23 protein-coding genes and 1 pseudogene are annotated in these 25,932 nt (G+C 67.2%); 8 read left to right on the forward strand and 16 right to left on the reverse strand.

Annotation, left to right across the window (positions count from 1 at the left end):
• Nucleotides 1-161: 161 nt before the first annotated feature.
• Complete coding sequence (locus ACILR9_RS23440; RefSeq protein ID WP_395712381.1) at nt 162-449, reverse strand: carboxymuconolactone decarboxylase family protein; 288 nt, start codon at nt 447-449, stop codon at nt 162-164.
• A gap of 21 nt (nt 450-470) precedes the next feature.
• Nucleotides 471-713 carry a hypothetical protein gene (locus tag ACILR9_RS23445; RefSeq protein WP_395712382.1) on the reverse strand — a complete coding sequence of 81 codons (243 nt, stop codon included), beginning with the start codon at nt 711-713 and terminating at the stop codon, nt 471-473.
• 172 nt (nt 714-885) lie between these two features.
• Here ACILR9_RS23445 and ACILR9_RS23450 point away from each other — a divergent pair, with 172 nt between their 5' ends.
• Entirely contained in the window at nt 886-1,377 is a 492-nt protein-coding gene (locus ACILR9_RS23450; RefSeq protein WP_395712383.1) for a hypothetical protein, read from the forward strand.
• A 341-nt stretch (nt 1,378-1,718) separates the two neighbouring features.
• On the forward strand, nt 1,719-2,954 hold the full coding sequence (locus ACILR9_RS23455; RefSeq protein WP_395712384.1) for an MFS transporter: 1,236 nt from the start codon (nt 1,719-1,721) through the stop codon (nt 2,952-2,954).
• Nucleotides 2,955-3,253: 299 nt separating this feature from the next.
• Here ACILR9_RS23455 and ACILR9_RS23460 read toward each other — a convergent pair whose 3' ends face one another.
• The 3 genes from ACILR9_RS23460 to ACILR9_RS23470 all read right to left on the reverse strand — a co-directional run bounded on the left by ACILR9_RS23460 (nt 3,254) and on the right by ACILR9_RS23470 (nt 7,212).
• Nucleotides 3,254-4,258 (reverse strand): extradiol ring-cleavage dioxygenase, encoded by a 1,005-nt coding sequence (locus ACILR9_RS23460; protein WP_395712385.1) that lies wholly within the window; start codon nt 4,256-4,258, stop codon nt 3,254-3,256.
• Between the two features lie 42 nt (nt 4,259-4,300).
• Complete coding sequence (serA, locus tag ACILR9_RS23465) at nt 4,301-5,884, reverse strand: phosphoglycerate dehydrogenase (RefSeq protein ID WP_395712386.1); 1,584 nt, start codon at nt 5,882-5,884, stop codon at nt 4,301-4,303.
• 161 nt (nt 5,885-6,045) lie between these two features.
• Nucleotides 6,046-7,212: a phosphoserine transaminase gene (locus ACILR9_RS23470; RefSeq protein ID WP_395712387.1), complete on the reverse strand. Its 1,167-nt coding sequence runs from the start codon at nt 7,210-7,212 to the stop codon at nt 6,046-6,048.
• A 216-nt stretch (nt 7,213-7,428) separates the two neighbouring features.
• On the opposite strand from ACILR9_RS23470, the gene ACILR9_RS23475 reads away from it, so the two are divergent.
• Nucleotides 7,429-8,673: a GDSL-type esterase/lipase family protein gene (locus tag ACILR9_RS23475; RefSeq protein ID WP_395712388.1), complete on the forward strand. Its 1,245-nt coding sequence runs from the start codon at nt 7,429-7,431 to the stop codon at nt 8,671-8,673.
• Here the strand turns inward: ACILR9_RS23475 and ACILR9_RS23480 are convergent.
• The 4 genes from ACILR9_RS23480 to ACILR9_RS23495 all read right to left on the reverse strand — a co-directional run bounded on the left by ACILR9_RS23480 (nt 8,660) and on the right by ACILR9_RS23495 (nt 12,336).
• The gene (locus tag ACILR9_RS23480; protein ID WP_395712389.1) at nt 8,660-10,321 is read right to left on the reverse strand and encodes a hypothetical protein; all 1,662 of its coding nucleotides are present in this window, start codon (nt 10,319-10,321) and stop codon (nt 8,660-8,662) included. The genes ACILR9_RS23475 and ACILR9_RS23480 overlap by 14 nt on opposite strands.
• A gap of 80 nt (nt 10,322-10,401) precedes the next feature.
• Entirely contained in the window at nt 10,402-10,668 is a 267-nt protein-coding gene (locus ACILR9_RS23485) for a cupin domain-containing protein (protein ID WP_395712390.1), read from the reverse strand.
• Between the two features lie 13 nt (nt 10,669-10,681).
• Nucleotides 10,682-11,395, reverse strand: coding sequence for a class I SAM-dependent methyltransferase (locus ACILR9_RS23490; protein ID WP_395712391.1), 714 nt, complete (start codon nt 11,393-11,395; stop codon nt 10,682-10,684).
• Complete coding sequence (locus ACILR9_RS23495; protein WP_395712392.1) at nt 11,392-12,336, reverse strand: glycosyltransferase family 2 protein; 945 nt, start codon at nt 12,334-12,336, stop codon at nt 11,392-11,394. The genes ACILR9_RS23490 and ACILR9_RS23495 overlap by 4 nt, the downstream gene beginning before the upstream one ends.
• Before the next feature lie 223 nt (nt 12,337-12,559).
• Here ACILR9_RS23495 and ACILR9_RS23500 point away from each other — a divergent pair, with 223 nt between their 5' ends.
• Both ACILR9_RS23500 and ACILR9_RS23505 read left to right on the forward strand, forming a co-directional pair.
• A complete protein-coding gene (locus ACILR9_RS23500) occupies nt 12,560-13,726 on the forward strand; it encodes an ATP phosphoribosyltransferase regulatory subunit (RefSeq protein ID WP_395712393.1) in 1,167 nt (388 codons plus the stop codon).
• A 308-nt stretch (nt 13,727-14,034) separates the two neighbouring features.
• Nucleotides 14,035-15,303 (forward strand): annotated as a pseudogene (locus ACILR9_RS23505) (adenylosuccinate synthase); the annotation flags it as partial.
• 145 nt (nt 15,304-15,448) lie between these two features.
• On the opposite strand, the gene ACILR9_RS23510 reads toward ACILR9_RS23505, so the two are convergent.
• The 3 genes from ACILR9_RS23510 to ACILR9_RS23520 all read right to left on the reverse strand — a co-directional run bounded on the left by ACILR9_RS23510 (nt 15,449) and on the right by ACILR9_RS23520 (nt 18,468).
• Complete coding sequence (locus ACILR9_RS23510) at nt 15,449-16,609, reverse strand: phytanoyl-CoA dioxygenase family protein (protein WP_395712394.1); 1,161 nt, start codon at nt 16,607-16,609, stop codon at nt 15,449-15,451.
• A 105-nt stretch (nt 16,610-16,714) separates the two neighbouring features.
• Nucleotides 16,715-17,392: a hypothetical protein gene (locus ACILR9_RS23515; RefSeq protein WP_395712395.1), complete on the reverse strand. Its 678-nt coding sequence runs from the start codon at nt 17,390-17,392 to the stop codon at nt 16,715-16,717.
• A gap of 224 nt (nt 17,393-17,616) precedes the next feature.
• Nucleotides 17,617-18,468: a phosphotransferase gene (locus ACILR9_RS23520; RefSeq protein ID WP_395712396.1), complete on the reverse strand. Its 852-nt coding sequence runs from the start codon at nt 18,466-18,468 to the stop codon at nt 17,617-17,619.
• Between the two features lie 68 nt (nt 18,469-18,536).
• Here ACILR9_RS23520 and ACILR9_RS23525 point away from each other — a divergent pair, with 68 nt between their 5' ends.
• From ACILR9_RS23525 to ACILR9_RS23535, 3 genes are read left to right on the forward strand one after another with little or no spacing between them, the layout of a single operon-like run.
• Nucleotides 18,537-20,207 carry a thiamine pyrophosphate-binding protein gene (locus ACILR9_RS23525; protein ID WP_395712397.1) on the forward strand — a complete coding sequence of 557 codons (1,671 nt, stop codon included), beginning with the start codon at nt 18,537-18,539 and terminating at the stop codon, nt 20,205-20,207.
• Between the two features lie 3 nt (nt 20,208-20,210).
• Nucleotides 20,211-20,603 (forward strand): VOC family protein, encoded by a 393-nt coding sequence (locus tag ACILR9_RS23530; protein WP_395712398.1) that lies wholly within the window; start codon nt 20,211-20,213, stop codon nt 20,601-20,603.
• A gap of 17 nt (nt 20,604-20,620) precedes the next feature.
• Complete coding sequence (locus ACILR9_RS23535) at nt 20,621-21,073, forward strand: hypothetical protein (protein WP_395712399.1); 453 nt, start codon at nt 20,621-20,623, stop codon at nt 21,071-21,073.
• A 159-nt stretch (nt 21,074-21,232) separates the two neighbouring features.
• On the opposite strand, the gene ACILR9_RS23540 is transcribed toward ACILR9_RS23535, so the two are convergent.
• The 4 genes from ACILR9_RS23540 to ACILR9_RS23555 form a co-directional block, all read right to left on the reverse strand.
• Complete coding sequence (locus tag ACILR9_RS23540) at nt 21,233-22,300, reverse strand: hypothetical protein (protein WP_395712400.1); 1,068 nt, start codon at nt 22,298-22,300, stop codon at nt 21,233-21,235.
• Between the two features lie 176 nt (nt 22,301-22,476).
• Nucleotides 22,477-23,688 (reverse strand): acyl-CoA dehydrogenase family protein, encoded by a 1,212-nt coding sequence (locus ACILR9_RS23545; protein WP_395712401.1) that lies wholly within the window; start codon nt 23,686-23,688, stop codon nt 22,477-22,479.
• Between the two features lie 114 nt (nt 23,689-23,802).
• The gene (locus tag ACILR9_RS23550; protein ID WP_395712402.1) at nt 23,803-24,825 is read right to left on the reverse strand and encodes an aspartate-semialdehyde dehydrogenase; all 1,023 of its coding nucleotides are present in this window, start codon (nt 24,823-24,825) and stop codon (nt 23,803-23,805) included.
• 246 nt (nt 24,826-25,071) lie between these two features.
• The gene (locus ACILR9_RS23555; protein WP_395712403.1) at nt 25,072-25,920 is read right to left on the reverse strand and encodes an enoyl-CoA hydratase; all 849 of its coding nucleotides are present in this window, start codon (nt 25,918-25,920) and stop codon (nt 25,072-25,074) included.
• Nucleotides 25,921-25,932 lie beyond the last annotated feature (12 nt).

Genomic DNA, 25,932 nt, shown 5'->3' on the forward strand with positions numbered 1-25,932 from the left:
ATTCTATTGTTGCTCTCGACAGTTGTATTGGATTCCAAAATTATAGGAGAAGCGTGCTCCTCAACACACACTCCCAACCTCCCCCCGTCTTCGTGCGGCGCAACATCTGTGCTGAAACTAGCCAGCGAAGCTGGGGAGGAAAATGAAAGAGCGCCTCGCTCCTACTTCCGCGCCGGCACCAGGCAGAAGCCCTGGGCCTCGATGCCCAACGGCGGATTGAACTTGCTGCGGAAGTTCTCCATGGCGATCGCCGCCGTGAGCTCGACGATCTGCGCCTCGGTGAAGTGGCGCTTGACCTCGGCGAACAAGGCGTCGTCGACCTGCTGGTCGGTGTAGGTGATGCGTTCGGCATATTCGAGCGCCACCCGCTCGGCAGCGCTGAACAGCTTGCTGTCGCGCCAGTTCAGGACTTCCGTGACCTTGTCCAGGCCGCTTTCGGTTTCCGTCACACGGACGGAATTGATGTCAATTCAAAACGGGCAGCCGTTGATCGAGGCGACCCGGAGATAGATCAGCGGCGGCAGCGACTTGGGCAGCTGGCCGGACTGCTCGATCGACTGGCCGAGCAGCTTGGCGGCGCGCAGGATCGGCGGGCAATGCGCCAGCACCTTGGTGGGATTGAGCAGGTCCCCGAAGATCTCGCGCTCCTTGGTGAAGGTGGCGGCGAGCGTGGGATCGCCGCCGTCATTTTCGATTTCACTGACACGGGGCATCGGGTCGGTCCTTCGACAGAGTGCTTGTTTGGCAACGGGACGCCACCCCGACCGTAGCGTCCCGCCGAAGATCGCGACCACGGACCTTTTCTCATGCCCGCCATAGATCGGACGCGGACTTTGCTGCGTGGGCGCGTCATAGTCCCTGCCGTCTCGCGAAAAGGAGTAGGCAATGGCAGACGGACCGGTGACCGAGGCGGAAGCACGGGCGATCGTCGCGCGCTGGGGGGAATTGCACGACCTTCAGGCCGGCCTCTCCGCGTTCATCCCGTTCATTGCCGCCGAGGGCTTCTACATGGAGTTCGCCGGCAAGCGCTGGGAGGGTTACGCAGGGTTCGAGGACCATCAGGTCGCCAAGCGGCGCTTCTTCGACGAGCTCCACGAGACGGTGGAGATCCGCGTCACGCCGGGCGCCGACGTCACACGGTCCTGGACGCGGTCGCACTGGAACGCCCGCTATCGTCCGGAGAACAGCCCGCGCAGCCGCGTCATCAAGACCGTGATCGAGCACGACTGGGAGTTTCGCCGCGAACGGCTGAGCGGACGGGCCGTCATGCAGGGCCACAAGGTGACGCGGTTCGAGTACCTGCCGGGCTTCGGCCCCGACGACAAGCAGGACTACGACCCGCATCTCGACGCCAACGCCGGTAGCCGGCTCACGTAGCGGACATTGGCGCTGGAAAAGATGCCGTCATCCCATTACCCCGGGCGTCGCCTCATTCTCCTCCCCAGCTTCGCTGAGGAGGTGTCTCGGTAATCCGAGACGGAGGGGTCAGGAGCCTCAGTGGGGCTTTCGACCCCTCCGTCGCCGTATGACGGCGACACCTCCCCACGCAAAGCGTGGGGAGGAGAATGAGGGGACGCCCGCGGCTAAGCGCGGCTTCGCACGCGCGACGGCGTCCTGAAGACGCCGATGGCGGGCGGGGTCACGCAAAGCTACGATCGGCTGGCGGCGATCCTCGACGAGGACAAGACGGCCAAGACCGAGCCGCAGAGGAAGCGTGCATGTCTCGTTCCTACGGCTGGGTAATTGTCGGTGCCGGCATGCTGATCTCCTGTATCAGCATGGGCTCGGTATTTTCGCTCGCGGTGTTCCTGCAACCGCTGACCGCCGACACCGGCTGGTCGCGCACCGGCGTGTCGACCGCCATGACCATCGACTTCCTGGCGATGGGCGTGTCGGCCTTCGGCTGGGGCATCCTCAACGACCGCTGGGGAACGCGCGGCGTCGTGCTGTCGGGCAGCGTACTGCTGGGCGCCGGTCTCATTCTGGCAAGCCGCGCCAGCAGCCTGCTCGAGTTCCAGCTTCTCTACGGGCTGATCGTCGGCTCGGCCGCCGGCGCCTTCTATGCGCCGCTGATGGCAGTGGTCACGACGTGGTTCGAGAAGAACCGCAGCCTCGCCGTCGCCCTGGTCTCGGCCGGCATGGGCATGGCGCCGCTCACCGTGGCGCCGTTCGCCCGCTGGCTGATCACCAACTACGAATGGCGCCCGGCGATGATGATCATCGGCATCGTCGCCTGGGTCCTGATGATTCCCACGTCTCTGCTGATCCGACGCGTGCCGGTGACCATCCCGCAGCCGACGCCGTTGCGCGGCGTCGCGACGCCGATCGCCCCGGCCGCCCCCACGCCGCGGATGACGGCCGCCGAAGCCTTGCGCACGCCGCAGTTCGCGGCTCTCGCCCTCGCCCACTTCGCTTGCTGCGCCGCCCATTCCGGCCCGATCTTCCACATGGTGACCTACGCCATCGGCTGCGGCATCTCGGCCATGACGGCGGTGAGCGTCTACAGCGTGGCCGGACTCTCGGGGCTGGGCGGCCGCCTGCTGCTCGGCGTCGCCTCGGACCGACTGGGCGCCAAGCCGGTGCTGGTCGTCGGCCTCGCCGTGCAGGCCCTCGCCGCAGGCACCTACATCTTCGTCGGCCAGCTCGGCGAGTTCTATGCCCTGGCGGTAGTGTTCGGCATTGCCTACGGCGGCGTCATGCCGCTCTATGCCATTCTGGCGCGCGAATATTTCGGCGCGCACATCATGGGAACGACGTTCGGCGCGATCTCGATGGCCGCCAGCCTCGGCATGGCCTTCGGCCCGTGGGCCGGCGGCTATGTGTTCGACGCCTACGCCAGCTATTCGCTGCTCTACATCGGCTCGTTCACCGTCGGTCTGGCAGCCGTCGCGGTCGCCCTCACCTTCAAGCCAGTGCCGGCAGCCGCAAAGCTCAGGGCGGCGGCAAAGGCGTAGGGCCGCTCAGAGATCGAGCACGACGACAGAAAAGCACAACCCGAAACCGCAGATCACACTTCATGCCCCCTTCCCAGTCTCGCTGGGGAGGTGTCGCCGTCTTGCGGCGACGGAAGGGTCATGGTTCATGCGGACCGCGGGTGTCTCGCCCGCTCATGACAAAAGCGGGCGACACGCCCGCGGTCCAGAAGAGTCATGACCCTCCGTCCGCGAAGACGCGGACATCTCCTCAGCAAGCCTGGGGGGCGTCCCACGCCTTTCGCGGGAGCCGTCGTGTGAGATCTCCTTCAGCCGGCTCTTCAGGCCCAGCTCGCGAAGCCCAGCCCGGTTCCCGTGCCCGCAGGCGTGCGGTAGCCCGGGTAATAGCTCGCCCAGCGCAGATCGAGATGCTCGAGCGCGCCAGCGGCGCAGATCCAGTTGCGGATCTCGGAGCTGCCGGAATTGAGCTGCTCGCGCGGCATGCCCTCCAGCGCGCCCGCGTCCTTCTCGCGGATCGCCCGTATGACCTCGCTGTCGAGCGCTTCGTCGACGGTGAAATGGCTGAGGCCGCCCGACGCCACCACGCCGAGGCGCAGGTCGCCGCCATAGCCTTCGATCGCCTCGCGGATCGCCTGTCCGAGCTTGTAGCAGCGCCGCGGCGACGGCTGGTTGGGCGGATAGTAGGTATTGAGAAAGACCGGAACGATCGGAATCGGTGCGTCCTTCAAGAGCCGTTGATGGACGAAGCCGAACGCATGACCTTCGCCCTCACCCTCAGGCAGCGCATTGGCCGAAGCGACATCGAACTCACGATCGACCAGGGCGGCGATGAGATGGTTGGCGAGCCTGGCGTCGACCGGATAGTGCCGAATCTCGTGCGCCTCGTAGTAGCGCGCGGAAGCGCGCTGCGCCCAGGCCGGCCGCGATCCCCATTCCGATGCGCCGTTGCGGGTCCGGTTCGGGACGTTGGGAATCGTCTCGCCGCGATAAACGAGAACGCTCGGCATGACGTCGTCGTGATAGATTTCCTTCTGGTCGTCACCGACGACGATGACCGCGTCGAGCTTCGCTCCGAGCAGTTCATCGCGCAGCCGGCCGAGCGCCGTCATCGCCTCGGCGTGGCGCCGGGCAAGTTTGTCCGGTGCGATCTCGGACCGCAGCGATGCCGGCGCGATCGCCAGCAGGTCATCGTAGGTCGCCGGCCGCCCATCCTTGTGGAGATGGGCCCGCTTGCGGTCGATCTCCTCGAACAGCGGCCATTCCTCGGCCGCCGAATTCAGCATCGGCGTATGCGAGGTCGCCGCCCCGAAGACGATGCTTGCCATGAATGCAGAGCCCTCCCATGGGATCAACTTTGGTTCGAAGGCCTAAAATCCCAGCAGCTTGGCCTGCACCACACCTTCGAGAGCAGCGATCCGTCCCAGCAGGTCGGGCGAGATCGGCTGGTCGACCTGGATCAGGGCGATCGCCGAGCCGCCCGGCGCGTCGCGGCCGAGATGGAAGGTGGCGATGTTCACCTTGTTCTCGCCCAGGATGGTGCCCAGGCGGCCGATGAAGCCCGGCTTGTCGTCGTTGGTGATGTAGAGCATGTGCGGGGCGAACTCGGCCTCGATCTCGATGCCCTTGATGTCGACGATGCGCGGGTGCTTGCCGCCGAACAGCGTGCCGCTGACGGCGCGCGTGTACTTCTCCGTGGTGACGGTGAGGCGGATCATGGCGTGATAGTCGCTGTCGCGCTCGTGCTTGACCTCGGCCACCTCGACGCCGCGCTCGCGGGCGATCACCGGCGCGTTCACCATGTTGATCGAGGCGAGCTGGGGACGCAGCACGCCCATCAGCGCGACCTGGCTCAGCGGCTTGACGTTGAGCGCCGCCACCTGGCCTTCGTACTCGATCGACACGGCCTTGATGTCGGTGTCGGTGAGCTGGCCGGCGAACGAGCCCAGCTTCTCGGCGAGGTCGAGATAGGGCGCCAGCTTGGGCGCGTCCTCGGCCGAGACGTTGGGCATGTTGAGCGAGTTCACGACGGCGCCGGTCAGCAGGTAGTCCGCCATCTGCTCGGCGACCTGCAGGGCGACGTTCTCCTGCGCCTCGACCGTGGCGGCGCCGAGATGCGGCGTGCAGACGAGGTTGGGCGCGCCGAACAGCACGTTCTGCTTGGCCGGCTCCTCGGTGAAGACGTCGAAACCGGCGCCGGCGATGTGGCCCGACACCAGCAGGTCGCGCACCGCCAGCTCGTCGACCAGGCCGCCGCGCGCACAATTGACGATGCGCACGCCCTTCTTGGTCTTCATCAGGTTGGCGCGGCCCAGGATGTTCCTGGTCTGCTCGGTGAGCGGCGTGTGCACGCTGATGAAGTCGGCGCGCGCCAGCAGCTGGTCGAGGGTCGCCTTCTCCACGCCGAGCTCCTGGGCGCGCTGGTCCGACAGGAACGGATCGTAGGCCATGACGCGCATCTTGAGGCCGAGGGCGCGCTCGGCGACGATCGAGCCGATATTGCCGCAGCCGATCAGGCCCAGCGTCTTGAAGCTGAGCTCGGTGCCCATGAAGCGGTTCTTTTCCCACTTGCCGAGCTGGGTGCTGGCATTGGCGTCGGGCACCTGGCGGGCGACGGCGAACATCAGGGCGATGGCGTGCTCGGCCGTGGTGATGGCGTTGCCGAACGGCGTGTTCATCACCACGACGCCGTGCGCCGTCGCCGACTTCAGGTCGACATTGTCGACGCCGATGCCGGCGCGGCCGACGACCCTGAGCTTCTTCGCCTCGGCCAGCACCTCGGCCGTCACCTTGGTCGCCGAGCGGATGGCGAGGCCCTCGTAGTTGCCGACGATGGCGCGCAGCTCGGCCGGCTTCAGGCCCGGCTTGAAATCGACGTCGCAACCGCGCTCGGCGAAGATCTCGACGGCGCGCGGCGACAGCTCATCGGAGATGAGCACCTTGGGTTTTGCCATGATCGTCACTCCTTGGAACCGCTTGTCCTCCCCAGCTTCGCTGGGGAGGTGTCGCCGTCTTCGGCGACGGAGAGGTCATGAGCCTCGTTGATGGTGGCTCATGACCCCTCCGTCCGCGAAGACGCGGACACCTCCCCCTGCAAGCAGGGGGAGGATTTGAATCACGCTGCCGCCTTGCCGAACTCGCGCTCGATCTCGCCGTAGGCCCAGTCGAGCCACGGCATCAGCGCTTCGAGATCGGCCTTTTCGACCGTGGCGCCGCACCAGATGCGCAGGCCCGGCGGCGCGTCGCGGTAGGAGCCCGCGTCGTAGCCGGCCTTCTCGGCCTCCAGCAGGTCGGCCATCTTCTTGGCCGCTGCGGCCTGCTTGTCGGCCGGCAACGCGGTGAACCACGGCGCCGCGATGGCGAGGCACACCGAGGTGTTGGAGCGGATCGCCTTGTCGCTGGCGAGGAAGGAAATCCACGGCCGCGACGCGACGAAGCTCTCGAGCACGCCGAGATTGGCTTCCGAACGGGCCTTGAGCGCCGGCAGGCCGCCGATGCTCTCGCCCCAGCGCAGGCCGTCGATCGCGTCCTCGATGCAGAGCAGCGATGGCGTGTTGATGGTGTCGCCCTTGAAGATCGCCTCGGAGAACTTGCCGCCCGAGGTCAGGCGGAAGATCTTGGGCAGCGGCCACGGCGGGCTGTAGCTCTCGAGGCGCTCGATGGCGCGCGGCGACAGCACCAGCATGCCGTGCGCGCCCTCCCCGCCCATCACCTTCTGCCAGGACCACGTCACGACATCGAGCTTGGCCCACGGCAGGTCCATGGCGAACACCGCCGAGGTGGCGTCGCAGATCGCGAGGCCCTCGCGGTCGGCGGCGATCCAGTCGCCGTTCGGCACTTTCACGCCCGAGGTCGTGCCGTTCCAGGTGAAGACCACGTCGTGCGTCCAGTCGACCTTGGCGAGGTCGGCGATCTGGCCGTACGGCGCCTTGAGCACGCGGGCGTCCTTGAGCTTCAACTGCTTGACGACGTCGGTGACCCAGCCCTCGCCGAAGCTTTCCCAGGTCAGCATGTCGACCGGCCGGGCGCCGAGCAGCGACCACAGCGCCATCTCGACCGCACCGGTATCGGAGGCCGGCACGATGGCGATCCGGTAGTCGGCCGGAATGCCGAGCAGCGCGCGCGTGCGATCGACCGCCTCGACGATCTTCTTCTTGCCGAGCTTGGATCGGTGGGACCGCCCCGTGGCGGCATCTTTGAGGACTTCGGGCGTCCATCCCGGACGCTTGGCGCAAGGTCCGGACGAAAAGTCGGGACGCGCCGGACGCATGTTCGGCTTCATCAAACCTCTCCCTTACAGAAGAGCTGCACTCCGGTGGGGGAGCGTGGCCCGCCGCTCAAATGCCCCAAGGAGCCTTTGGAATCAACCGCCCGTTTGCCGCAGGGGTTGTCTTGCATCGGCGTCCTGCGGGCAGCTCCCGTAGCGACATGCCGCGGCCGTCCGCCGGAACGTCGATGCGTGGCGTTCCACCGAGAGAACCAGTAGTTATGACCCGGAATGCAAGAGAGGCAGCCGACGCCCTCCCGCTCCTGGCCGCGGACCATCCTGGCGACACTGGCGATCGTCGTGGCATCGGCCTTTGCGGCAGAGTTCGTCGCCCGGCAGTTCTTCGACCTGGACACACTGCAATACCGCCGGCCGTACCAGCCGATCTTCGTGTCGGGCGATTATCACTACCTCATGCCCAACGAGGAGCTGCCGTTCGTTCCCGGCGGGCCTGTGGAGATGGGCTATCGGCCAGGCCCTTACGGCTTCTTTTACAGCGCCGACACGCCGCCGCCCCGCTCCGCCGCCACGCTGGCCAACTACCTGTTCGCGCACAAGCGCTCGCGCTACGACGCGGGCGAGATCGACCGGCTGTCCTGCGCCGGCGGCGATCCGGTGCTGATCTACGTGCTGGGCAGCTCGGTCGCCCAGGGGTTCTCGTCGGACGAGAAGGCCGACACCTGGCACGCGGTGCTCGAGCGCGCGCTGCGGCGCCAGCTCGGGCGACAGGACGTCCACATCTTCAACGGCGCGATGGGCGGTTTCGTCTCCCTGCAGGATCGCCTCGCCTACCATCTCGCGGTGGCGCCGCGGCCGGCCCGCCTGGTGCTGATCGTCAACGGCTACAACGACCTCACCCTGCCGGCCAATTCGGCTGTTCGGCCGGGCGATCCGTTCCAGCTCGGCCTGCGCTACAGCCAGCTGTTCGATGACGGCTTCATGTGGTGGCTGGCGCGCCACAGCGCCATCGCCAATGCGATGCTGCAGAACGAGTTCACCGATCGCATCAGCCAGTTCCGCCACCGGCTCGAGGAGGACGACGCGGTGTTTGCGCGCCACGCCCAGGCGATCACCGACATATACATGGAGAACATGGAGGAGGTGCTCGATGCGTGCGTGGCGCGCAGCCAGGCCTGCCGCGTCGCCATCCAGCCGGCCCGCGCCCTCACCGCCCACTACATCGGCACCGGCGCCGGTGATGTGCTGTCCCAGAAACGCCTGGTGGAGCTCTACCGGTCGCTGTTGGGGAAGGTCGCGGAAAGCCGGCACCGCGCCCTCTTCATCGACCTCACGCACGTGTTCGACCGCGGCGAGAGGATGCAGCACTACGCCGATTCGGTTCATCCCAACTATGCCGGCCAGCAGGTGCTGGCGCGGGCGCTGCTGGCGCCCACTCTGGCGGCGCTCGGCTCGGCGCAAACCGTGCCGCCACCGGCCAATCGCTGCGCGCGGCTGTCGCGCGCTAGCGGCGGGTAACCTCGTAGTAGGTCCCGGCGGTCGGTTCGCGGAACACCTCGCGGGCCGTGTAGCGACCGTGCAGCAGGGCATGGATTGCCGGCGCACGGTTGGCGGCGGACAGGCCGCCCAGCTGCCCGGCCAGCTCGCCCTCGCTCCAGGTCCATACGTCGGAAGCGACGACCCGGTAACCCTTGTCGAGCGCATGGTCGATGTCGCGGCGCAGGGCCTCGGCATTCTGCTCGGGCGTCCAGTCGGGATGGCGGATGGCGCCCGCATCGATGGCGATCCATTTGAACGTCGGATCGGCCTGCGGCGCCGGGCCGACGGGTGCCGCGCCATCCCAATCCCAGGTCCGGCTCCACAGGGCGTACTGCCACATGGTGATCGGCTCGAAGCCCCAATACACGAACACCGTCGATTGCGGCGGAAATCGCTTTTCGAGCGCGGCGATGGCTGTCAGCGCCGCCGCATCGCCGCCACGATGGCGCGCCAGCTGGCTCACGTTCCAGGCAAGCGGCGCGAGCGAGAGGACCGCGAGGCCGACCACCATCGCGCGTGGCCCGGCGAGCAGCGCTCCCAGCAGCAGGCCCCAGGCCACCGTCAGCCACGGCATGACGTTGATCTGCATCTGCGGATCCTGGGGCTGCGAATAGACGTTCAGCACCTGCCCGGCACCCAGTGTTCCCAGGAACACGACGGCAATGGCGCGCAGGCGAGCATCGCGGCGGCGTGGCCACAGGACGGCGGCGCAGGCGACGAAGATCGCGACTTGCAGCAACACCGAGACGATGAGCGGAACGGCGGCGCGCTTGGCCGACAGCGGGTCGACCCAGCCGCCGACAATGAGAAAATAGTTGCCGATGCCGGACAGCATCATCCAGGCCTTGTCCCACGACAGGCCTGCCCAGCCGGTCGCGACGCCCTTGCCGGTCCACAGGATGTCGTGCAGGCCGACCGCGCCGTTGTGGCCTTCCCACGCAAGCTGCACGATCCCCGACACGGCAAGGATGACGACGACGAGAGTGCCGATCAGCGCCAACCGACGCTTGAAGGGGACGGATGCGACGGCGAGTGCGAGCACCAGCGCCGGCAGGGTCGGAAACAGCAACCGCCATTCGATCAGCCAGCCCAAGGTGAAGACCGCGCCGGCCAACACCACGCGCGCGTGGGTCGGCCGGTCGAACCACAGGCCGGCCAGCAGCATCGCGCCCAGCACCAGCGCGTAGCCCGGCATGATGTCCTCGCTGATCACGGCGAGCAGCAGCACGAAGCCGGTGCCGGCATGGAAGCAGGCGGTCAGCGCGGCCGCCCGGACGCTTCCGGTCACGCGATGCACGAAGGCATAGACGAAGACGTTGGCGAGGCTTGCCCACAGCGCGTTGAGACAGGCGAACTGCTTCCATGGAACGCCGCGCAGGATGCCGAGCGCATCGAGCGCCGCGGCGAGAACGCCGTACAGGGGGAAATAGAGATAGTTCGACGGATCGAGCCGGGCGCGGCCGGGATCGGCGATCCAGGGCTCGGCCTGGATGCTCTTGTACATGCCGTTGCTGGTGATGATGTGCACGTTCTGCAGCAAGACGATCAGGCCGCAGAACAGCAGCAGCGACAGGGCGAAGACGACGGCCAGCTCTCCTGTCGCCCTGAGCGCAGCGAAGGACCTCATCGCCGCCTGCCGTGAGTGGACTTCGTAACTCCGGACAATGAGATCCTTCGCTGCGCTCAGGATGACACGAATATGGAGCCCTACATCTTCCGGCCGAACAGCGTCACCGCGCCTTCCGGCCCGTAGCTCTCCGAGTGCAAGCAGCCTTTGGCCATGGTGAAGGTCTCGCCGGCGCGATAGGTCGTGGTCTTGCCTTCCGAAGTCAGGGTCAACGCACCATCCAGCACCATGGCGCGGACGTCGAAGGGATGGCTGTGCTCGGGATTCACCTTGGCCCCTGCCGTGATGTTGGTGGCGATCTCGTAGCCGTCGCGCTTCAGGTCGGCTTCGAAGGTCTGGCGATCCATGGCTGTCTCCTCCTCAGGCGGTCTTGCGTCCTGCCACGACATACTGCGCGCCGAGCGGTAGCCAGGCCAGCAGGCGATCGATCCCGCGCAGCGCGGCAATGCCGGGCGGCATGAACATCAGGTAGTCCGAATCGAGGTGATAGTGCGCCGAATCGAGCAGGCCGTGCCGCACCTCCTTCTCGTCGAGCAGGATCGCATTGGCATCGATCGGCGTGCGGGCGATCACGTAGCGCACGAGCGGATTACGCGGATTGTGCTCGAACACGTAGAGCCGCCCGCCCGGCTTCAGCACTCGCGCAAGCTCGCGGTAGACGGCAGCGCGTTCCACGGGCGGCACGTGATGCAGCACGGCGCTGATGGTGACGATGTCGAACCGGCCGGCAGGGAACGGCGTCAGGGCGCCATCCTGGGCGGCAATCTCGGGCGCCGGACCCAGCGCCGCCGGCCAGCGCTTCTCGACCTCGGCCAGCATGCCGGTCGAGACATCGCAGCCGGTGAAGCGCGCGCGCGCGCCAAGGCCAGCCAGCACGCGCAGCAGGTCGGCCGTGCCGCAGCCGTAGTCGAGCAGCGCGAGGCCGCCCTGGCTCAGCGCAGGCTCGCGGCGCAGCAGCCAGCGCGCCTTGACAGCGATGAACTGGTCCTGCGAGTTGCCCATCATCCGCTTGACCGGATTGTCGAGGCCGCCGTCATAGTCCGCGGCATGACGATCGAACTCGGCCGGCTTCATCGCGGGCCCCCGACGATGTCGCGGATCATGAACAGCGGTCGTCCCTTGCTCTGGTCGTAGAGCCGGCCGAGATAGGCCCCGATGACACCCAGCATCAGGAACTGCATGCCACCCAGCAGGCCGACCGCGGCCATCAGCGAGGTCCAGCCGGGCATGGTGTGACCGAACAGCCAGCCGATGATCGAATAGACGAAGAAGGCGAACCCGACGGCCGCCATCACCCAGCCGATGGTGAGCGAGGCCATCAATGGCACCACCGAGAAGGCGGTGATGGCGTCGACGGCGAAGCGCACCATCTTGGACACCGGATACTTGCTCTCGCCCGCCACGCGCGCCTGGCGATCGTAGAGCAGCGGCACCTGCTTGCCGCCGATCCAGGCCACCATGCCGCGCACGAAGCGATGGCGCTCGGGCATGGCAAGCAGCAGGTCGAGCACGCGGCGGTTGACCAGGCGGAAGTCGCCGGTGTCGGCCGGTATGGCCACGTCGGTCAGCCGGCCGATCAGGCGATAGAAGATGGCCGCGGTGGCACGCTTGAACAGGCTCTCGCCCTCGCGCTGGCGGCGCTGGCCGTAGACCACGTCGGCGCCCTGATCCATCCGCGCCAGCATATCGGGCAGGAGCTCAGGCGGATCCTGCAGGTCGGAGTCGATGATCAGGATGCGCGTGCCGCGGCAGATCGACAGGCCGGCGGTGAGCGCCAGCTGGTGGCCATGATTGCGCATCAGGCGCACCGCGACAATGCGCGGGTCGCGCCCGGCGGCTTCCGTCATCAGGCCCCAGGTCGCATCGCGCGAGCCGTCGTCGACCAGCACGATCTCGCTGGTGCCGCCGACGCCGTCGAGCACCGCGCCAACCCGTCGCACGAACTCGGGCAAGGCTTCCTGCTCGTTGTAGCAAGGCGCCACCACGGACAGCGCGGGACGGTCGGTCTCGGTCATCGCCGGCGAGCAATAACGGTTGTTCGGGGCGGCGGCTAGCCGCTCTCGTTCTCCTCCCCGGCTTCGCCGGGGAGGTGCCCCCGTAATCGGGGGCGGAGGGGTCATAGGCCACAAATCCCGCTGCTCATGACCCCTCCGTCGCGTATGACGCGACACCTCCCCAGCAAGCTGGGGAGGACCATGAATTGGGATTTTCGCCCCCAATCGGCTATCAACCGGCCCCATGACCGCCAACGACAACGACCATCGCGGGCTGCTGCCGGCCGGGTTGGCCGATCTCCTGCCGCCCGACGCCGCACGCGAAACCGACGCCATCGACATCGCCATCGGGCGCTTCGCCGCCTTCGGCTACGAAAGGGTCAAGCCTCCCTTGGTCGAATTCGAGGAATCGCTGCTGGGCGGGCCCGGGGCGGCGCTGGCCTCGCAGACCTTCCGGCTGATGGACCCGGTGTCGCAGCGCATGATGGGCGTGCGTCCGGACATGACCGTGCAGGTGGCGCGCATCGCCGTGACCCGGCTGAAGCACGAGTCTCGGCCCTTGCGCCTGTCCTACGGCGGCAACGTCATCCGAGTGCGCGGCAATGCACTGAAGCCCGAGCGCCAGTTCACCCAGGTCGGCACCGAGCTGATCGGCGTCGATTCGGCCGAAGCCGACGCCGAAGCGGTGCTGCTGGCGGTCGACGCCTTGCGCGCGATCGGCGTCTCCCGGCTATCGGTCGATCTCAACCTGCCGACCCTGGTGGCCGCCGTAGGCGCCGGGCTCGGGCTGCCGGCAGAGGCCCTGAGGCGGGCGCGCCGGGCACTCGACCGCAAGGACGAAGGCGGTATCGCCAAGGCTCTGGCCAGCCAGCGCCAGGCAGGCGAGATGCTGGTCGGCCTGCTGCGTGCCGCCGGCCCGGCCGAGGAGGGCATCACCAAGCTGCGGGCGCTGGCGCTGCCGGAAGCGGGCGCCGCCGAGGCGGCCCGCCTCGCCGAGGTGGTGGCCCTGGTGCGTGCCGCGGACGAGGACCTGCCGATGACCATCGATCCGGTCGAATATCGCGGCCTCGAGTACCAGACCGGCGTGTCGTTCTCGGTGTTCGCCCTCGATGGCCGCCAGAGCCTGGCCAGCGGCGGGCGTTATTCGGCCGGCTATCCCGAGGATGGCGTCAGCGAGGCCGCGACCGGTTTCACGCTCTACATGGATGCCGTGCTGGCTGCCTCGCGGGCCACGCCGGAGCGGCCGCGGCTGTTCCTGCCGCTCGGCACGCCGTGGCGTGACGCCGCACCTTGGCAAGCCAAGGGCTATGCCGTGGTGCGCGCCGTAACCGCCAGCGAGGAGCTGCGCACGGAGGCCAAGCGCCTGCGCTGCAGCCATGCCCTGATCGACGCCGAGGCGGTTCCTCTGTGACCTTTCTTGTTCCTCCCCAGCGAGGCTGGGGAGGTGTCGGCGTAATCGCCGACGGAGGGGGTCAGAGGCCTCAGTTTCGCTGCTCATGACCCCTCCGTCCGCGACTACGCGGACACCTCCCCAGCGAAGCTGGGGAGGAGAATGAGAGGCATCCCCAGCGAAGACGCTGGGGAGGAGGCGCATCGTTCCCGACTGGCCACTCCCCGGTGAGCGTGCTATCGAACGCCACGCCTCTCCGGGTCGGCCAACGGTGGTTGCCCCGGGGAGGCGTTTTTTCGTGTCTGAACACCTCCATCAGGACAACGCAAATGGCCAACGTGGCAGTGATCGGCGCCCAGTGGGGCGACGAAGGCAAGGGCAAGATCGTCGACTGGCTGAGCGAGCGCGCCGAGGTCGTGGTGCGCTTCCAGGGTGGTCACAACGCCGGCCACACGCTCGTCATCGGCAACCAGGTCTACAAGCTCGCCCTGCTGCCGTCGGGCGTGGTGCGGCCCGGCAAGCTGTCGATCATCGGCAACGGCGTCGTGGTCGATCCCTGGCATTTCCTCGAGGAAGTGAAGAAGGTGAATGGCCAAGGCGTGGCGGTGACGCCCGACAACCTCAAGATCGCCAACCACGCCGTGCTGATCCTGCCGCTGCATCGCGATCTCGACGGCTGGCGCGAGGACGTGCCGGGCACGATCAAGATCGGCACGACGCGCCGCGGCATCGGCCCGGCCTACGAAGACAAGGTCGGCCGGCGCGCCATCCGGGTCGGCGATCTCGCCGAGCCCGACCAGCTCGCGCTCAAGGTCGACACGCTGCTCGCCCATCACAATGCGCTGCGCCAGGGACTCGGCCGGCCGACGATCGAGCCCAAGGCGCTGCTCGCCGACCTGCTCGACCTCGCGCCCAGGCTGCTGCCCTACGCCGAGGATGTGTGGGAGCGGCTCGATGGCTTGCGCGCCTCGGGCAAGCGCATCCTGTTCGAAGGCGCGCAGGCCACCATGCTCGACATCGATCACGGCACCTACCCGTTCGTCACCTCGTCCAACACCGTGGCGGCGCAGGCGATGATCGGCAGCGGCATGGGCAACGGCGCGGTCGGCTACGTGCTGGGCATCGCCAAGGCCTACACGACGCGCGTCGGCGACGGCCCCTTCCCGACCGAGCTCAAGGATTCGATCGGCCAGCTGCTGGGCGATCGCGGCAACGAGTTCGGCACCAACACCGGCCGCCGCCGCCGCTGCGGCTGGTTCGACGCCGTGATGGTGCGGCAGGCGGTCAAGCTGAACGGCATCGACGGCATCGCGCTCACCAAGCTCGACGTGCTCGACGGCTTCGCGGAGATCAAGGTCTGCGTCGGCTACGAGCTCGACGGCAAGCGCATCGAACGCTTCCCGTTCACGATGGGCGCCCAGGCCAAGCTGCAGCCGATCTGGGAAACCTTCGAAGGCTGGGGCCAGAGCACGCGCGGCGCCCGTTCGTTCGGCGAGCTGCCGGCGACCTGCATCAAGTACGTGCGCCGCGTCGAGGAATTGGTGGGTTGCCCAGTGGCCCTGCTCAGCACCAGCCCCGAGCGCGAGGACACGATCATGACATCAATCCTGTCATCCCGAGCGCAGCGAGGGACCTTTGAACTTTCCTACTTCAGGTTCACCAGCGTCAGGTCGACAAACCACGACTGTGGCGACACGAAGCCCGGCACGTTCTTCGACATGGCGCGCGGGTTGAGATCGTGGGTCAAATGCTGAGATCGAGCAGGTTGTAGTCCTTGATGTCGGCCTTGGCCGCCGTATCCCAGCGATAGTTGAGGCCGGCCGAGACGTGCGGCTGGTAGGCGAAAGGCGTCTCGTCGGGGAAGCGCTGGCGGCGGGCGTCGATGGCATAGCCGATCAAGCGGGCGCGCTCGCGGATGCGCGCGTCGTCGTAGATCGCGGCCGTGTTGTGCACGCCGCCGCCGTGAACGCCCAGCACCGACCGGCGGCGGTGGAAGCCCATGTTCACGGTGACGCGCCAGTCGCGGCTGGTGTTGGCGAACGAGCCGTGCAGCGCCTGGCGGTTGGTGATGGCAACGTCGCCCGGCCTGGCGATGATCGGCACGGCGTCCGGCAGGCGCTCGCTGCCGGCGGCGTCGACCAGAGCACGAATGTCGATCTTGCCGCGCTTGTGCGAACCCGGCACGACCCACACGCCGTTGGCCGCCGTGCAGCCGTAGAGCTGGCCCATGAAGTTGAATCCGTGCGCCCCCTGGTCCCACGTCGGGCTGTCCCAGTGCGTGACGCCATCCTGGTGCCAGGCGACCGAGGCGCCGCGGCCCGGCTCCTTGATGAACAGCGCCTCGTTGAAAGGCGTGAAGTCCGGACCATTGATCGCCGCGGCAACCGCGAGCAGCTGCGGATGACCGTAGACGCGCAATGCGGCCTCGGAGAATTGCAGCGAACCGAGGATCAGGTAGACGACTTCCTTGGGTGCGTCGTCGGCCGCCTTGGGCTCGAACATCTTCACCGGGTGGCGGCCGTTGGCGAGTGTCGTGCCGCCGAACGGATCGCCGAGCGGCTTCGACCACAGCAGAGCAGGCGCGGTGCAGTCGGCGGCCAGCGCCGGGCGTCCCTTGGCATCGAGCGCGGCGCCGCGCTCGGCTGGCAGGCGATCGAGGATGTCGCGGAGATCACGCTCGATATCGGCGAGCTCCTCGGCCTTCAGCACGCCTTCGAAGACGTAGAAACCGCAACGCCAATAGGCCTCGACAATCTCTGGATTCAGGGCGCCGTCCGCCGTGAAACGGATCGGACCGCGATTGCCGAGCGTCGCCGCCCGCCGCTCGCCTTCTCGCAGGTAGACCCGCATGGCAGCTTCCTCGCTGCCGTAGTCGACCGCCGCGGCCTGCCTCGATCCGTCCATGGCCTTCCTCCCGGATGAAAGCTTCTCCGGAAGGATACTCTTGTGCGATGGCGATTGCCCGCCCTGGGCCGGCATCGTTTCGGAACGCGAACGACGATGGCCGAATCAATTCGCCGCGAAGCAGTAGAGCAGGCCGGCGCCGCCGCTGCTCTTCAGGGCGTCGGGGCTGCACCCGCGCGAGGGATGAGAGGCATTCCACGACTTCGACGGCGCATCGTCGCGCAAGCCGGCGCGGTCGTGATGGCCGACCATGGCTGCGCCCTCCCCACTCTTGGTCCAGTTGCCGCAGGTCATGTCCTTATCGGGTGGCGGCGCGGTGCCGTTGTCGAGCGATCCGGTCAGGATGTCGTGCTGGTTGACGACGAAGTAGCGGCCGGGAATGCGGCGGCCGGTTTCCGACTGGCCGGTCTCGGTGCTGATCTTGTTGTTGGCGGAATGGAGGTCGTCGACATTGGCGGCGATCTGGACGCCGTCCGCATTCACCCACGGCCCCTTGCCGATCCGGTCGCGTGCGTTGATGGCAGTGGCGCCGCCGACGGCCTGCACGCTGAGATAGGCCCGCCAGGTCTTGCCCCCGGCACCAGCCTTGGCGGCCAGGGTCTGGCAATGGCGATCGGCTCCGTCGATGCCGCCATAGTCGGCGCCCGAAGGCCCGCCGACGCTGGTAATGAAGAAGGTCATGTTGGGAAACTGCGGCGGCTGCTGTGCCCAGGTCGCTCCGCCCGATGCGGCGCATGCCAACGCCGTGATCGCGCATGCCTTCACCATCGTCGTCTTGCGCATTCCTTTTCTCCCGCGTTTGGCCCGCCGATTGGGCCAATTGGGCCGAAGTCTGGAACGACCTGCAGATTTGCTGAAGTCAACTTTCCGTGGGCGAATTTCAGCTCCGCGGCGCTCGCCGAGGCTTCGCCAAGGTCGATCTGTGCCAGGAACTCATAACGCAACCACCATGTGTCCAGTGCCGGCAGCCCGCTGGAGCAGTCAACGACCATCGTGCCTTTAGCCGCTCAGCCGAGGTCGAGAGCGGCCGTTGCGGCGTTGAAGCGCGCGAGATAGGTGCGGGCGTGCGCCTGGTAGTCGACGTCCTCGGTCCGCAGGTGAACGTCGGACACCATGGCCCACAGCGCCTCGCGCAGCGCGCTGGCGGCTTTCATGGCGGCGAAGGCGCGGCGCAGTGGGGCGTCGACGGTGCCGAAATATCCTTCGAGCAGCCCCGCATCCTCGGCCGGACCGAAGTCGCCGTTGGCCGACAGATTGGCGAGGTCGAACAAGGCGGTGCCGAAAGCGCCGTACTCCCAGTCGATCAGCCACAGCCTCGCGCCGTCGTCCATCAGGTTGCCCGGAAGCAGGTCGTGATGACCGAACACGATCGGCAGCGGCACCTGGGCCTGCTCCAGCCGGTCGGCCCAGTCGACGTAGCGCCGGTCGGCATCGAGCAGGTGCACATAGTCGCGAATCACGTGGAACACCCAGAAGGCGCCGGCGGGACCGCGCACAAACCGTCCGACCCTGGCATGGCAGTCCTTCATCAAGGCAGCCAGCCGGCCGACATTGGCGCGCATGTCGGCCTCGACGAAGGTGCGGCCAGCGATGAAGCGCATCACCATGATGCCGGCCTCGCCATGGACGATCTCGGGCGACAGGCCGGCCGCGAACGCGGCGATCGATGCGGCCCGCTCGCGCTCGCGAGAGACGTGGTGCACTGGAATGTCGGCGCCGAAGCGCACGACGAACTTCTCGTCGCCATCGGTCACGACATAGGAAAGGTTGGTAAGGCCGCCCTTCAGCGGTTCGAAGGACACCGGGCCGCGCCAGCACGGCAGCATCGTCAACTTCGATTCGAGGTCTTCTTTTCGCATCGCGGTGAACCGATCATTTCATGCCTGCGCGCGGCAGGCTACCCTGTCGCCAGGGAGGAACCCATTCGATGCCTGACAGCCGAGTCACCAACACCATCACCGGCCGCGACGCCTTCATGCGCGTGCTCCAGGATGAAGGCGTCAGCAAGATGTTCGGCAATCCCGGCACCACCGAGCTGCCGATCATGCACGCGCTCTCCTCGGCGCCGGAGATGGGCTACGTGCTGGGGCTGCAGGAAGCCGTGGTCATCGCCATGGCCGACGGCTACGCCCGTGCCTCCGGCAAGCTGGTGTCGTGCAACGTCCACGTGGCACCCGGTCTCGGCAACGCCATCGGCTCGATCTACACGGCGATGATGTCGGGCACGGCCATGATCGTGACCGCCGGCCAGCAGGAGCAGGGCCATGGACTCACCGAGCCCCTGCTCTATGCGCCCCTGGTGCCGATCGCCCAGCCGGTCGTGAAGTGGGCAACCGAGGTCAACCGCATCGAGGACCTGCCGCGCATCATGCGCCGTGCCGCCAAGGTGGCGACCACGGCGCCGACCGGCCCGGTGTTCATCTCCCTGCCTGGCGACATCCTGAACAACGAGGCCGCCGTCGACATGGGCGCCCCGACCCGCGTCGACACGGCGGTCCGCCCGAGCGACGCGGCGCTCGAGCAACTCGCCCGCCGGCTGCTGTCCGCCAGGAAGCCCGTCATCCTGGCCGGGCACGAGATCGCCACGTCGGATGCCTTCGCCGAGGCGGAGGCGCTGGCCGAGACCCTGGGTGCTCCGGTGCTGCAGCAGACCGTGGCGTGGGGTGCGCACTTCCCCTCCGAGCACCCCGCCTATATCGGCGCCCTGAACCGTGACCAGAAATACGTGCGCGGCGTGCTGAGCGAGTTCGACCTCATGCTGTGCGTGGGCTCGGACGTGCTCAAGATGTCGGTATGGAGCACGACCGAGCCGCTGCCCGAAACCACGGCGGTGGCGATGATCGGGCTGCGCGACTGGGAGATGGGGAAGAATTTCCCGGCCGAGATCGCGTTGCGCGCCGACGTGAAGGAGACCCTGAAAGCCCTCGTCCCGCTCCTGAAGAAACTGGGCGGCAGCGCGCTCGACTCGCGCGCCAAGGACGCGATGGCCGAGATCGCCAAGCGCAACTGGAGCGCCCAGCGCGCCGCCCGCAAGGCCAAGCTGGCCGTTCCCACCGAGAAGCCTCTGGCCGCCGAATGGGTGATGATGCAGCTCAGCGAGAAGATCCCGAAGGACGCGGTGGTGGTCGACGAGGGCCTGACCAGCGCCGCGACCCTGCCGATGTATTTCCCGTTCCGCGACCGCAACAGCTTCTTCGGCAATGTCAGCGGCGGCATCGGCTGGGGCATCGCCGCCGCGGTCGGCGTCCAGATCGCGCTGCCCGAACGACGCGTGGTCGCCGTGATCGGCGACGGCAGCGCCATGTACTCGATCACCGCGCTGTGGAGCGCCGCCAACCAGAAGCTGCCGGTGATCTTCGTGATCGCCAACAACGAAGGCTATCAGATCCTCAAGAACCGCCTGAAGCTGTTCCACGGCAACGACAAGCCGATCGGCATGGACTTCAAGGATCCGAAGATGAATGTCACCCAGATCGCCCAGGGGTTCGGCGTCACCGCCGAGCGTGTCGACACCGTCGCTGGCTTCGACGCGGCAATCGACAAGGCGCTCGCCCGAAAGGGCGGCCCGAGCCTGATCGAGGTGATGATCAAGAGCTGACAGATGCTCCTCAACCTCAGCCATATCGGCCAGATCGGCCTGCCGATCAGCGACCCCGATCGCTCCGAGGCCTTTTATGGCAATGTCCTCGGCCTTCGGAAGCTCCACCGGTTCGGCGGTCTCGTCTTCTTCGACTGCGCCGGCGTGCGCTTGCTCCTCGAGAAGGTCGCCAAGCCGGAGGATCTCGTGCCGCGCGGCTGCATCTACTTCCGCTGTGCCGACATCGCCTTGAGCGTAGCGGAACTCGAGAAGCGCGGCCTCGTCTTCACCGGCCGGCCGCACCTCATCGCCCGAATGGACGATCACGATCTCTGGATGGCGTTCTTCGAGGACCCCGACGGACACACGCTGGCGATCATGCAGGAAGCGCCGAAGGGCTACGCCCCCTCTTCCTGACGTCGTATGGGGAAGCGATGACCAACGAAGCCGAGCTGCGCGACAGGCTGCGCAAGATCGAGGCCCTGTTCGCCGGCGCCGGCACCGACGGCGAGCGGATGGCGGCCGACGCCGCCCGGGCGCGTGTCCAGGCGCGCCTGGCGGAGCTCGAACGACGCGATTCGCCGATCGAGATGCAGTTCTCAATGCCCGATCAATGGTCGCGCCGGCTGTTCGTCGCTCTCTGTCGACGCTACGGCCTCAAGCCCTACCGCTATCGCCGCCAGCGCCTCACGACTGTCATGCTGCGGGTGCCACGCGGCTTCATCGACCAGGTGCTGTGGCCCGAGTTCACCGAGCTCAATCGGGCGCTCCGCGTCTTTCTCGACGAGGTGACCGGGCGGGTCATCCGCGAGGAGATTTACGCCGATGCGAGCGAAGCGGCTGAAGTTGCCCAGACCCTGCCCGCAGGCGGCTCATCGACCAGGTGACCGGTCCCATAGGCGCTGACTTTGCCGAAGGAGCGTGTCATGCGCTGGCAGCGCATGAACTGCCGGCCGCTCCTCGGATGACCCAGGGTGACGGCGAGCGTCTCGCTCGCTCAGAGTCATGAGCGAGCGAGACGCTCGCGGTCCGAAAGACGATGAGTGCTATCGCCCCATCACGTCGAACACGGCGTCACGCAGCATCGCCTCGACCTTGGCGCCTTCGCTCTTGCCTCCAGCAGCGGCCTTCGATGCCGTGGCGAAGAGGTAGAACGCGCCATCGTCGAGCGGCACGATCGTGTAATAGAACTGGTAAGCGTCGCTGCCGTCCTGGCAGCCGGTGAAGACGCGGACGACCTCGGGGTTCTTCTCGTCCTTGGTCGAGCCCGAGATGGTCTGTCCCTTGCAGTTCTTGGTGTCGTCGGAGACGACTGCTGCCGCGATCTGCCGGGCCGTCGCGTTGACCGACGAAGCGATGATGCGCAGCGTGCCGATGACGCCTTCGGCGCGCCACACGACATCGGAGCTCGACAGGTAGCTCGACTTCATCTCGGCGATTTCGCGCGCCGTCAGGATGCGGAAATTGCTCAGCTCGCCGTGCGACAGGATGTTGGCGACGATCTTGGTGGCCTCGAGACGCTCCTCGGCCGTGCTGCCCCGCGCGTTCCGCTCGGGCTGCGGCGGCGGCGTCGTCTGCTGCTGCTGCTGCCGCGGTATGGGCGAGCGCGGCGACGACGACGCGACGGCCTCGTAGCGCTCGGCGCACGCCAGCGTCTCGGTAAGCGCAGCATAGGTGCCGTCGAGATTGAAGGCGTAATTGGAACCGCCGGCGCGAACCGTCATCCGGTTGCCGCGGCGAATCAGGTCGAACAGGGCTGCCCTGGGCGGCAGCTCTGCCAGGGCCAGCTTGTCGGTGACAGCATTGGCACGCAGCGTGATCGGCCCGATATTGTCGACGAAGATGTCGACCGGCACGCTCTGCCCCCTGCTGAACTGCCATGAATCGTGCGCCCAGCCGACCCGCCACGTGTAGTCGCCGGAGACCGAGAACACCATGGTGATGCCGCTGCGATAAAGCGTCGACATCGCGCAATGGGAGAACCTGTCACCGCGCGTGTAGGCGCCGATATCCCAGCCGGCAATGTTGTTCTTGGAGCCGGGAATCAAGTCGGCCCATGCCGCCTGAGCACCCAGAAGAAGGCTCAAGACGGCGACAGCAAGCGTTCGGATCATCTATTCCCCCAATGCAAGCGGGTCCCGCTCCCCTCTCGAACCGGCGGTTTCCCCCGACGGGCCACAGCGCCCGTCTCGACAGCACCATTCAGTGTGACAGGACTGCCGACCGGAACCAAGGATCAGACGCAGGCCGGCTGAAGAATTCTTCGGGTCAATGGTCATGAAAAAGCCGCTTATACGAACTGCACGACGTTCTCAGTCCCGATCAGATGGCGACCCACCATCTCGACCAAGGGCAGCATCGCCTGGAGGTGCTGGCTGGCGCTCAGCGCGTCACGCAGGCGGCGCTCGAACGGCGCGGAGTTCATGATCGCTGCCGTGCCGGCACCGCGATAGCAGGCGATCGACACGTCGGTCGCCTCGTTCATGCCGTGCGTCGTGGCAAGCCGCAGTCGCATGCGCAGGTCGACATCGAGCGTACCGGCGGCCGACGCCGCGTAAGCCTGGCCGGCCGCCTCGTGGAGAAACGCGCGGACCGAGGAGAGCCGTGCCTCGAGCAGGCCGACCTCGCGCTGCACCGCATTGTTGCGCGCCATCGCCTGGACCGAGGCCCGGCTGTGCCGGCCGCGCGCCAGCTCGATGTAGGTGTCCAGCATCCGCCGGGCGATGCCGATGGTGACGCTGCAGAAGCCGCAGGCGTAAAGCAGCGTCGAGCCGATCGGATAGATCGGCCCGTGCTCGCGCCGTTCGTCCGCGATGTCGCGCGCCGGCGCATGTGCGTCGGGCACGAACAGGTCGGTCACCGAATAGGTGTCGCTGCCGGTGCCGCGCAGGCCGAGCACGTGCCAGTCATCGATGATCTTGGCCTGCGAGCGCAGGAAGAGGAAGCTGCGATCGTCCGGCCTGCCGTAGCGGATGTGCGGCGTGCCGTCGGGATTCTGCACGGCGCTGTGGGCGCCGAGCCACGTCGTATGCCGGCCGCCGCTGGCGAAGCTCCAAGTGCCGGTCAGGCGGTAGCCGCCCTCGACCCGGATTGCCGTGCTGTTGTTGTGCCGAGCACCCCACGCCAATCCGGCCCGCGAGCCGGCAAAGATCCTCGCCGCCGCCTCGTGCGGCATCGCCGCCGCCGAGGACGCCGCCGAGACGTTGGACTGATTGACGAACCAGCCGGTGCTGGCATCGGCCCAGGCGATCGCCTCGTTGGCCTTGCAGTAGTCGACAAGGTCGACTTCCTGCCCTCCCATGCTGCGCGGCAGCAGCATGCGCAGCAGGTCCTGTCCGGCCAGCGCGTCGACCACTTCCGGCGTCAACTCGCGCCGGCGGTCCATCTCCGGCCCGTGCTCGTCGAGGATGGCCTGCACGGCGCGCGCCCGCTCGACCGGGCTCGCGAGCAGCGCGCCATCGCCGGCGTTGCTGGTGGATGGGGATTGTACGCGGCTCGACATGGCGGTTCCTCGGCTATTTGACCGGGAACTATAGAGAGCCTGCGTCTCTTGTCTCGATTCCTCGCACCGAGAATCGGCCAAGCGAAATTCGCCTGGCCGAACCGCGGATTGGCGTTACTCCGCCGCCATGGCCTTGGGCTTGGCGAGCTCCTCGGCAATCTGGACGGCGTTCCACGCCGCTCCCTTCAGCAGCTGGTCGCCCGCCACGAACAGCACCAGGCCGTTGGGATTGGACAGATCGCGGCGGATGCGACCGACATGGACGTCGAGATCGCCGCTCGCCTCGAGCGGCATCGGGAAGTGGTTGGCCGCCGCGTCGTCGACCAGCTTGACGCCGGGGGCACGCGCCAGGATGTCGCGCGCCTCGGCGGGCGACATCGGCTTGTCGAGCTCGAGCGTGATGGCTTCCGAGTGCGCGCGCAGCACCGGCACGCGGATGCAGGTCGGCACGATCGGCAGATGCGGCATGTGGAACATCTTCCGCATCTCCTCGATCACCTTGTTCTCTTCCTCGTTGTAACCGTTCTCGCCGATCTTGGTGTTGTGCGAGAACAGGTTGAAGGCGATCTGGTGCGGGAAGACCTTGCGCTCGATCTCCTTGCCGGCGACGTGGTCGCGCACCTGGTCCTCGAGCTCCTGCATTGCCTGGGCACCGGCGCCCGAGGCCGACTGATAGGTCGCTACGACGATCTTGCGGATGCCGGCCGCCTGATGGATCGGCCAGACAGCCGTCGCAAGGATGGCGGCGGTGCAGTTCGGGTTGGCGATCACGCCGGTATGCTTGGCCAAGTCGCCTGCGTTCACCTCGGGCACGACCAGCGGCACCGTGGGATCCATGCGGAAGGCCGACGAGTTGTCGACCACGATGGCGCCGGCCGCCTTGGCCGCCGGCACGAACTCGCGCGACCGGGCGGCGCCGGCGCTGAAAAAGGCGATGTCGATCCCTTTGAACGCTCCGGCCGCCACTTCCTCCACCGGACAGGCCTTGCCCTTGAACTCGAGGGTTTTGCCGACCGAACGCGAGGAGGCGAGCAACCTGAGGGACGCGACGGGAAAGTTCCGTCGCTCGAGGACGCGGAGGATCTCTACTCCGACCGCGCCGGTGGCGCCGACAATGGCGATGTTCTGGGCGTTCATGATGCCGGCAAAATACAGGATCGTCCGGTGGACGTCATGAGACCCGATGACGCCGATTGCCGAGAACTGCTCATACCGGCCTCAAGCGGGGCTGGGGTGTTCTTGTTCTCCTCCCCCAGCTCCGCTGGGGAGGTGTCGCCGTCATACGGCGACGGAGGGGTCATGAGCATCGCGACTGTGGCTCATGACCCCTCCGTCGGCGGTTACGCCGACACCTCCCCAGCGGAGCTGGGGAGGTCATGATTGTCACCCCGCCGCCTGCTCGCGCTTCTTGATGGCCGGCATCAGGCCGGTCGGGTCGACCAGGCGGCCGTGCGCCAGCATGTTGTGGGCATGTGCCAGATGGTGGAGGGCGAAAGACGTCTGCATGGCGCTGACCCGGCCCTGCGCATCCTGCGCTGCATTCACCGCCTGCTTGACGAGCTTCAAGGCGAACAGGGGCTTGCGGGCGATCCGCTCGGCCATTGCCAACCCGAAAGTCTCCAACTCGGCACGCGGCACCACGTGGTTGACCATGCCCATCCGATGGGCCTCGGTTGCACTGATCCAGTCGGCGGTGAACAGGAATTCCTTGGCTTTGCGAACGCCCATCTCCCAGGGATGGGCGAAAAACTCGGCCCCGCCGACGCCCATCGCCACCGTATGGTCGAGGAACTCGGCATCGTCGGAGCAGACGATGAGATCGCATGGCCACATCAGCATCAGCCCGCCGGCGATCACCTTGCCATGCACCAGCGCGAGGGTCGGCTTGGGAAGATTGCGCCAGCGCTCGCAGAAGCCGATGTAGATCTCCTGCTCGCGGGCATACTGGGCCTCGGCGCCCGGCTTGCCGAAGCCGGACCACGTGCCGACCGTCTCGTGCCGGCGCATGTTGCCGTGCCCGTCGACCTCGCGCAGGTCATGGCCTGACGAGAAATGCGGCCCGTTGGCCGAGAGCACGATGACCTTCACCTCGTCGTCGTGCGCCGCCCGGTCGAACGCCTCGTTCAGCGCATAAAGAAGGGCCGTGTCCTGCGCGTTCCTCGTGTCCGCCCGGTTGAGGATGATGCGCGCGATGCCGGCGCTCGGCGTCTCGTAAAGGATCGCGTCTGCCATGGGCTCCTCCTG

Origin of the sequence: Reyranella sp., assembly GCF_044224635.1 — a bacterium.
Classification (GTDB): domain Bacteria; phylum Pseudomonadota; class Alphaproteobacteria; order Reyranellales; family Reyranellaceae; genus Reyranella.

What these genes read in the sequence shown, in the direction of transcription:
- ACILR9_RS23445 (WP_395712382.1), bottom strand. Translation starts at nt 713, where the DNA reads ATGCCCCGTGTCAGTGAAATCGAAAATGACGGCGGCGATCCCACGCTC.
- ACILR9_RS23450 (WP_395712383.1), top strand. Translation starts at nt 886, where the DNA reads ATGGCAGACGGACCGGTGACCGAGGCGGAAGCACGGGCGATCGTCGCG.
- ACILR9_RS23455 (WP_395712384.1), top strand. Translation starts at nt 1,719, where the DNA reads ATGTCTCGTTCCTACGGCTGGGTAATTGTCGGTGCCGGCATGCTGATC.
- ACILR9_RS23460 (WP_395712385.1), bottom strand. Translation starts at nt 4,258, where the DNA reads ATGGCAAGCATCGTCTTCGGGGCGGCGACCTCGCATACGCCGATGCTG.
- serA (WP_395712386.1), bottom strand. Translation starts at nt 5,884, where the DNA reads ATGGCAAAACCCAAGGTGCTCATCTCCGATGAGCTGTCGCCGCGCGCC.
- ACILR9_RS23470 (WP_395712387.1), bottom strand. Translation starts at nt 7,212, where the DNA reads ATGAAGCCGAACATGCGTCCGGCGCGTCCCGACTTTTCGTCCGGACCT.
- ACILR9_RS23475 (WP_395712388.1), top strand. Translation starts at nt 7,429, where the DNA reads ATGCAAGAGAGGCAGCCGACGCCCTCCCGCTCCTGGCCGCGGACCATC.
- ACILR9_RS23480 (WP_395712389.1), bottom strand. Translation starts at nt 10,321, where the DNA reads ATGAGGTCCTTCGCTGCGCTCAGGGCGACAGGAGAGCTGGCCGTCGTC.
- ACILR9_RS23485 (WP_395712390.1), bottom strand. Translation starts at nt 10,668, where the DNA reads ATGGATCGCCAGACCTTCGAAGCCGACCTGAAGCGCGACGGCTACGAG.
- ACILR9_RS23490 (WP_395712391.1), bottom strand. Translation starts at nt 11,395, where the DNA reads ATGAAGCCGGCCGAGTTCGATCGTCATGCCGCGGACTATGACGGCGGC.
- ACILR9_RS23495 (WP_395712392.1), bottom strand. Translation starts at nt 12,336, where the DNA reads ATGACCGAGACCGACCGTCCCGCGCTGTCCGTGGTGGCGCCTTGCTAC.
- ACILR9_RS23500 (WP_395712393.1), top strand. Translation starts at nt 12,560, where the DNA reads ATGACCGCCAACGACAACGACCATCGCGGGCTGCTGCCGGCCGGGTTG.
- ACILR9_RS23510 (WP_395712394.1), bottom strand. Translation starts at nt 16,609, where the DNA reads ATGGACGGATCGAGGCAGGCCGCGGCGGTCGACTACGGCAGCGAGGAA.
- ACILR9_RS23515 (WP_395712395.1), bottom strand. Translation starts at nt 17,392, where the DNA reads ATGCGCAAGACGACGATGGTGAAGGCATGCGCGATCACGGCGTTGGCA.
- ACILR9_RS23520 (WP_395712396.1), bottom strand. Translation starts at nt 18,468, where the DNA reads ATGCGAAAAGAAGACCTCGAATCGAAGTTGACGATGCTGCCGTGCTGG.
- ACILR9_RS23525 (WP_395712397.1), top strand. Translation starts at nt 18,537, where the DNA reads ATGCCTGACAGCCGAGTCACCAACACCATCACCGGCCGCGACGCCTTC.
- ACILR9_RS23530 (WP_395712398.1), top strand. Translation starts at nt 20,211, where the DNA reads ATGCTCCTCAACCTCAGCCATATCGGCCAGATCGGCCTGCCGATCAGC.
- ACILR9_RS23535 (WP_395712399.1), top strand. Translation starts at nt 20,621, where the DNA reads ATGACCAACGAAGCCGAGCTGCGCGACAGGCTGCGCAAGATCGAGGCC.
- ACILR9_RS23540 (WP_395712400.1), bottom strand. Translation starts at nt 22,300, where the DNA reads ATGATCCGAACGCTTGCTGTCGCCGTCTTGAGCCTTCTTCTGGGTGCT.
- ACILR9_RS23545 (WP_395712401.1), bottom strand. Translation starts at nt 23,688, where the DNA reads ATGTCGAGCCGCGTACAATCCCCATCCACCAGCAACGCCGGCGATGGC.
- ACILR9_RS23550 (WP_395712402.1), bottom strand. Translation starts at nt 24,825, where the DNA reads ATGAACGCCCAGAACATCGCCATTGTCGGCGCCACCGGCGCGGTCGGA.
- ACILR9_RS23555 (WP_395712403.1), bottom strand. Translation starts at nt 25,920, where the DNA reads ATGGCAGACGCGATCCTTTACGAGACGCCGAGCGCCGGCATCGCGCGC.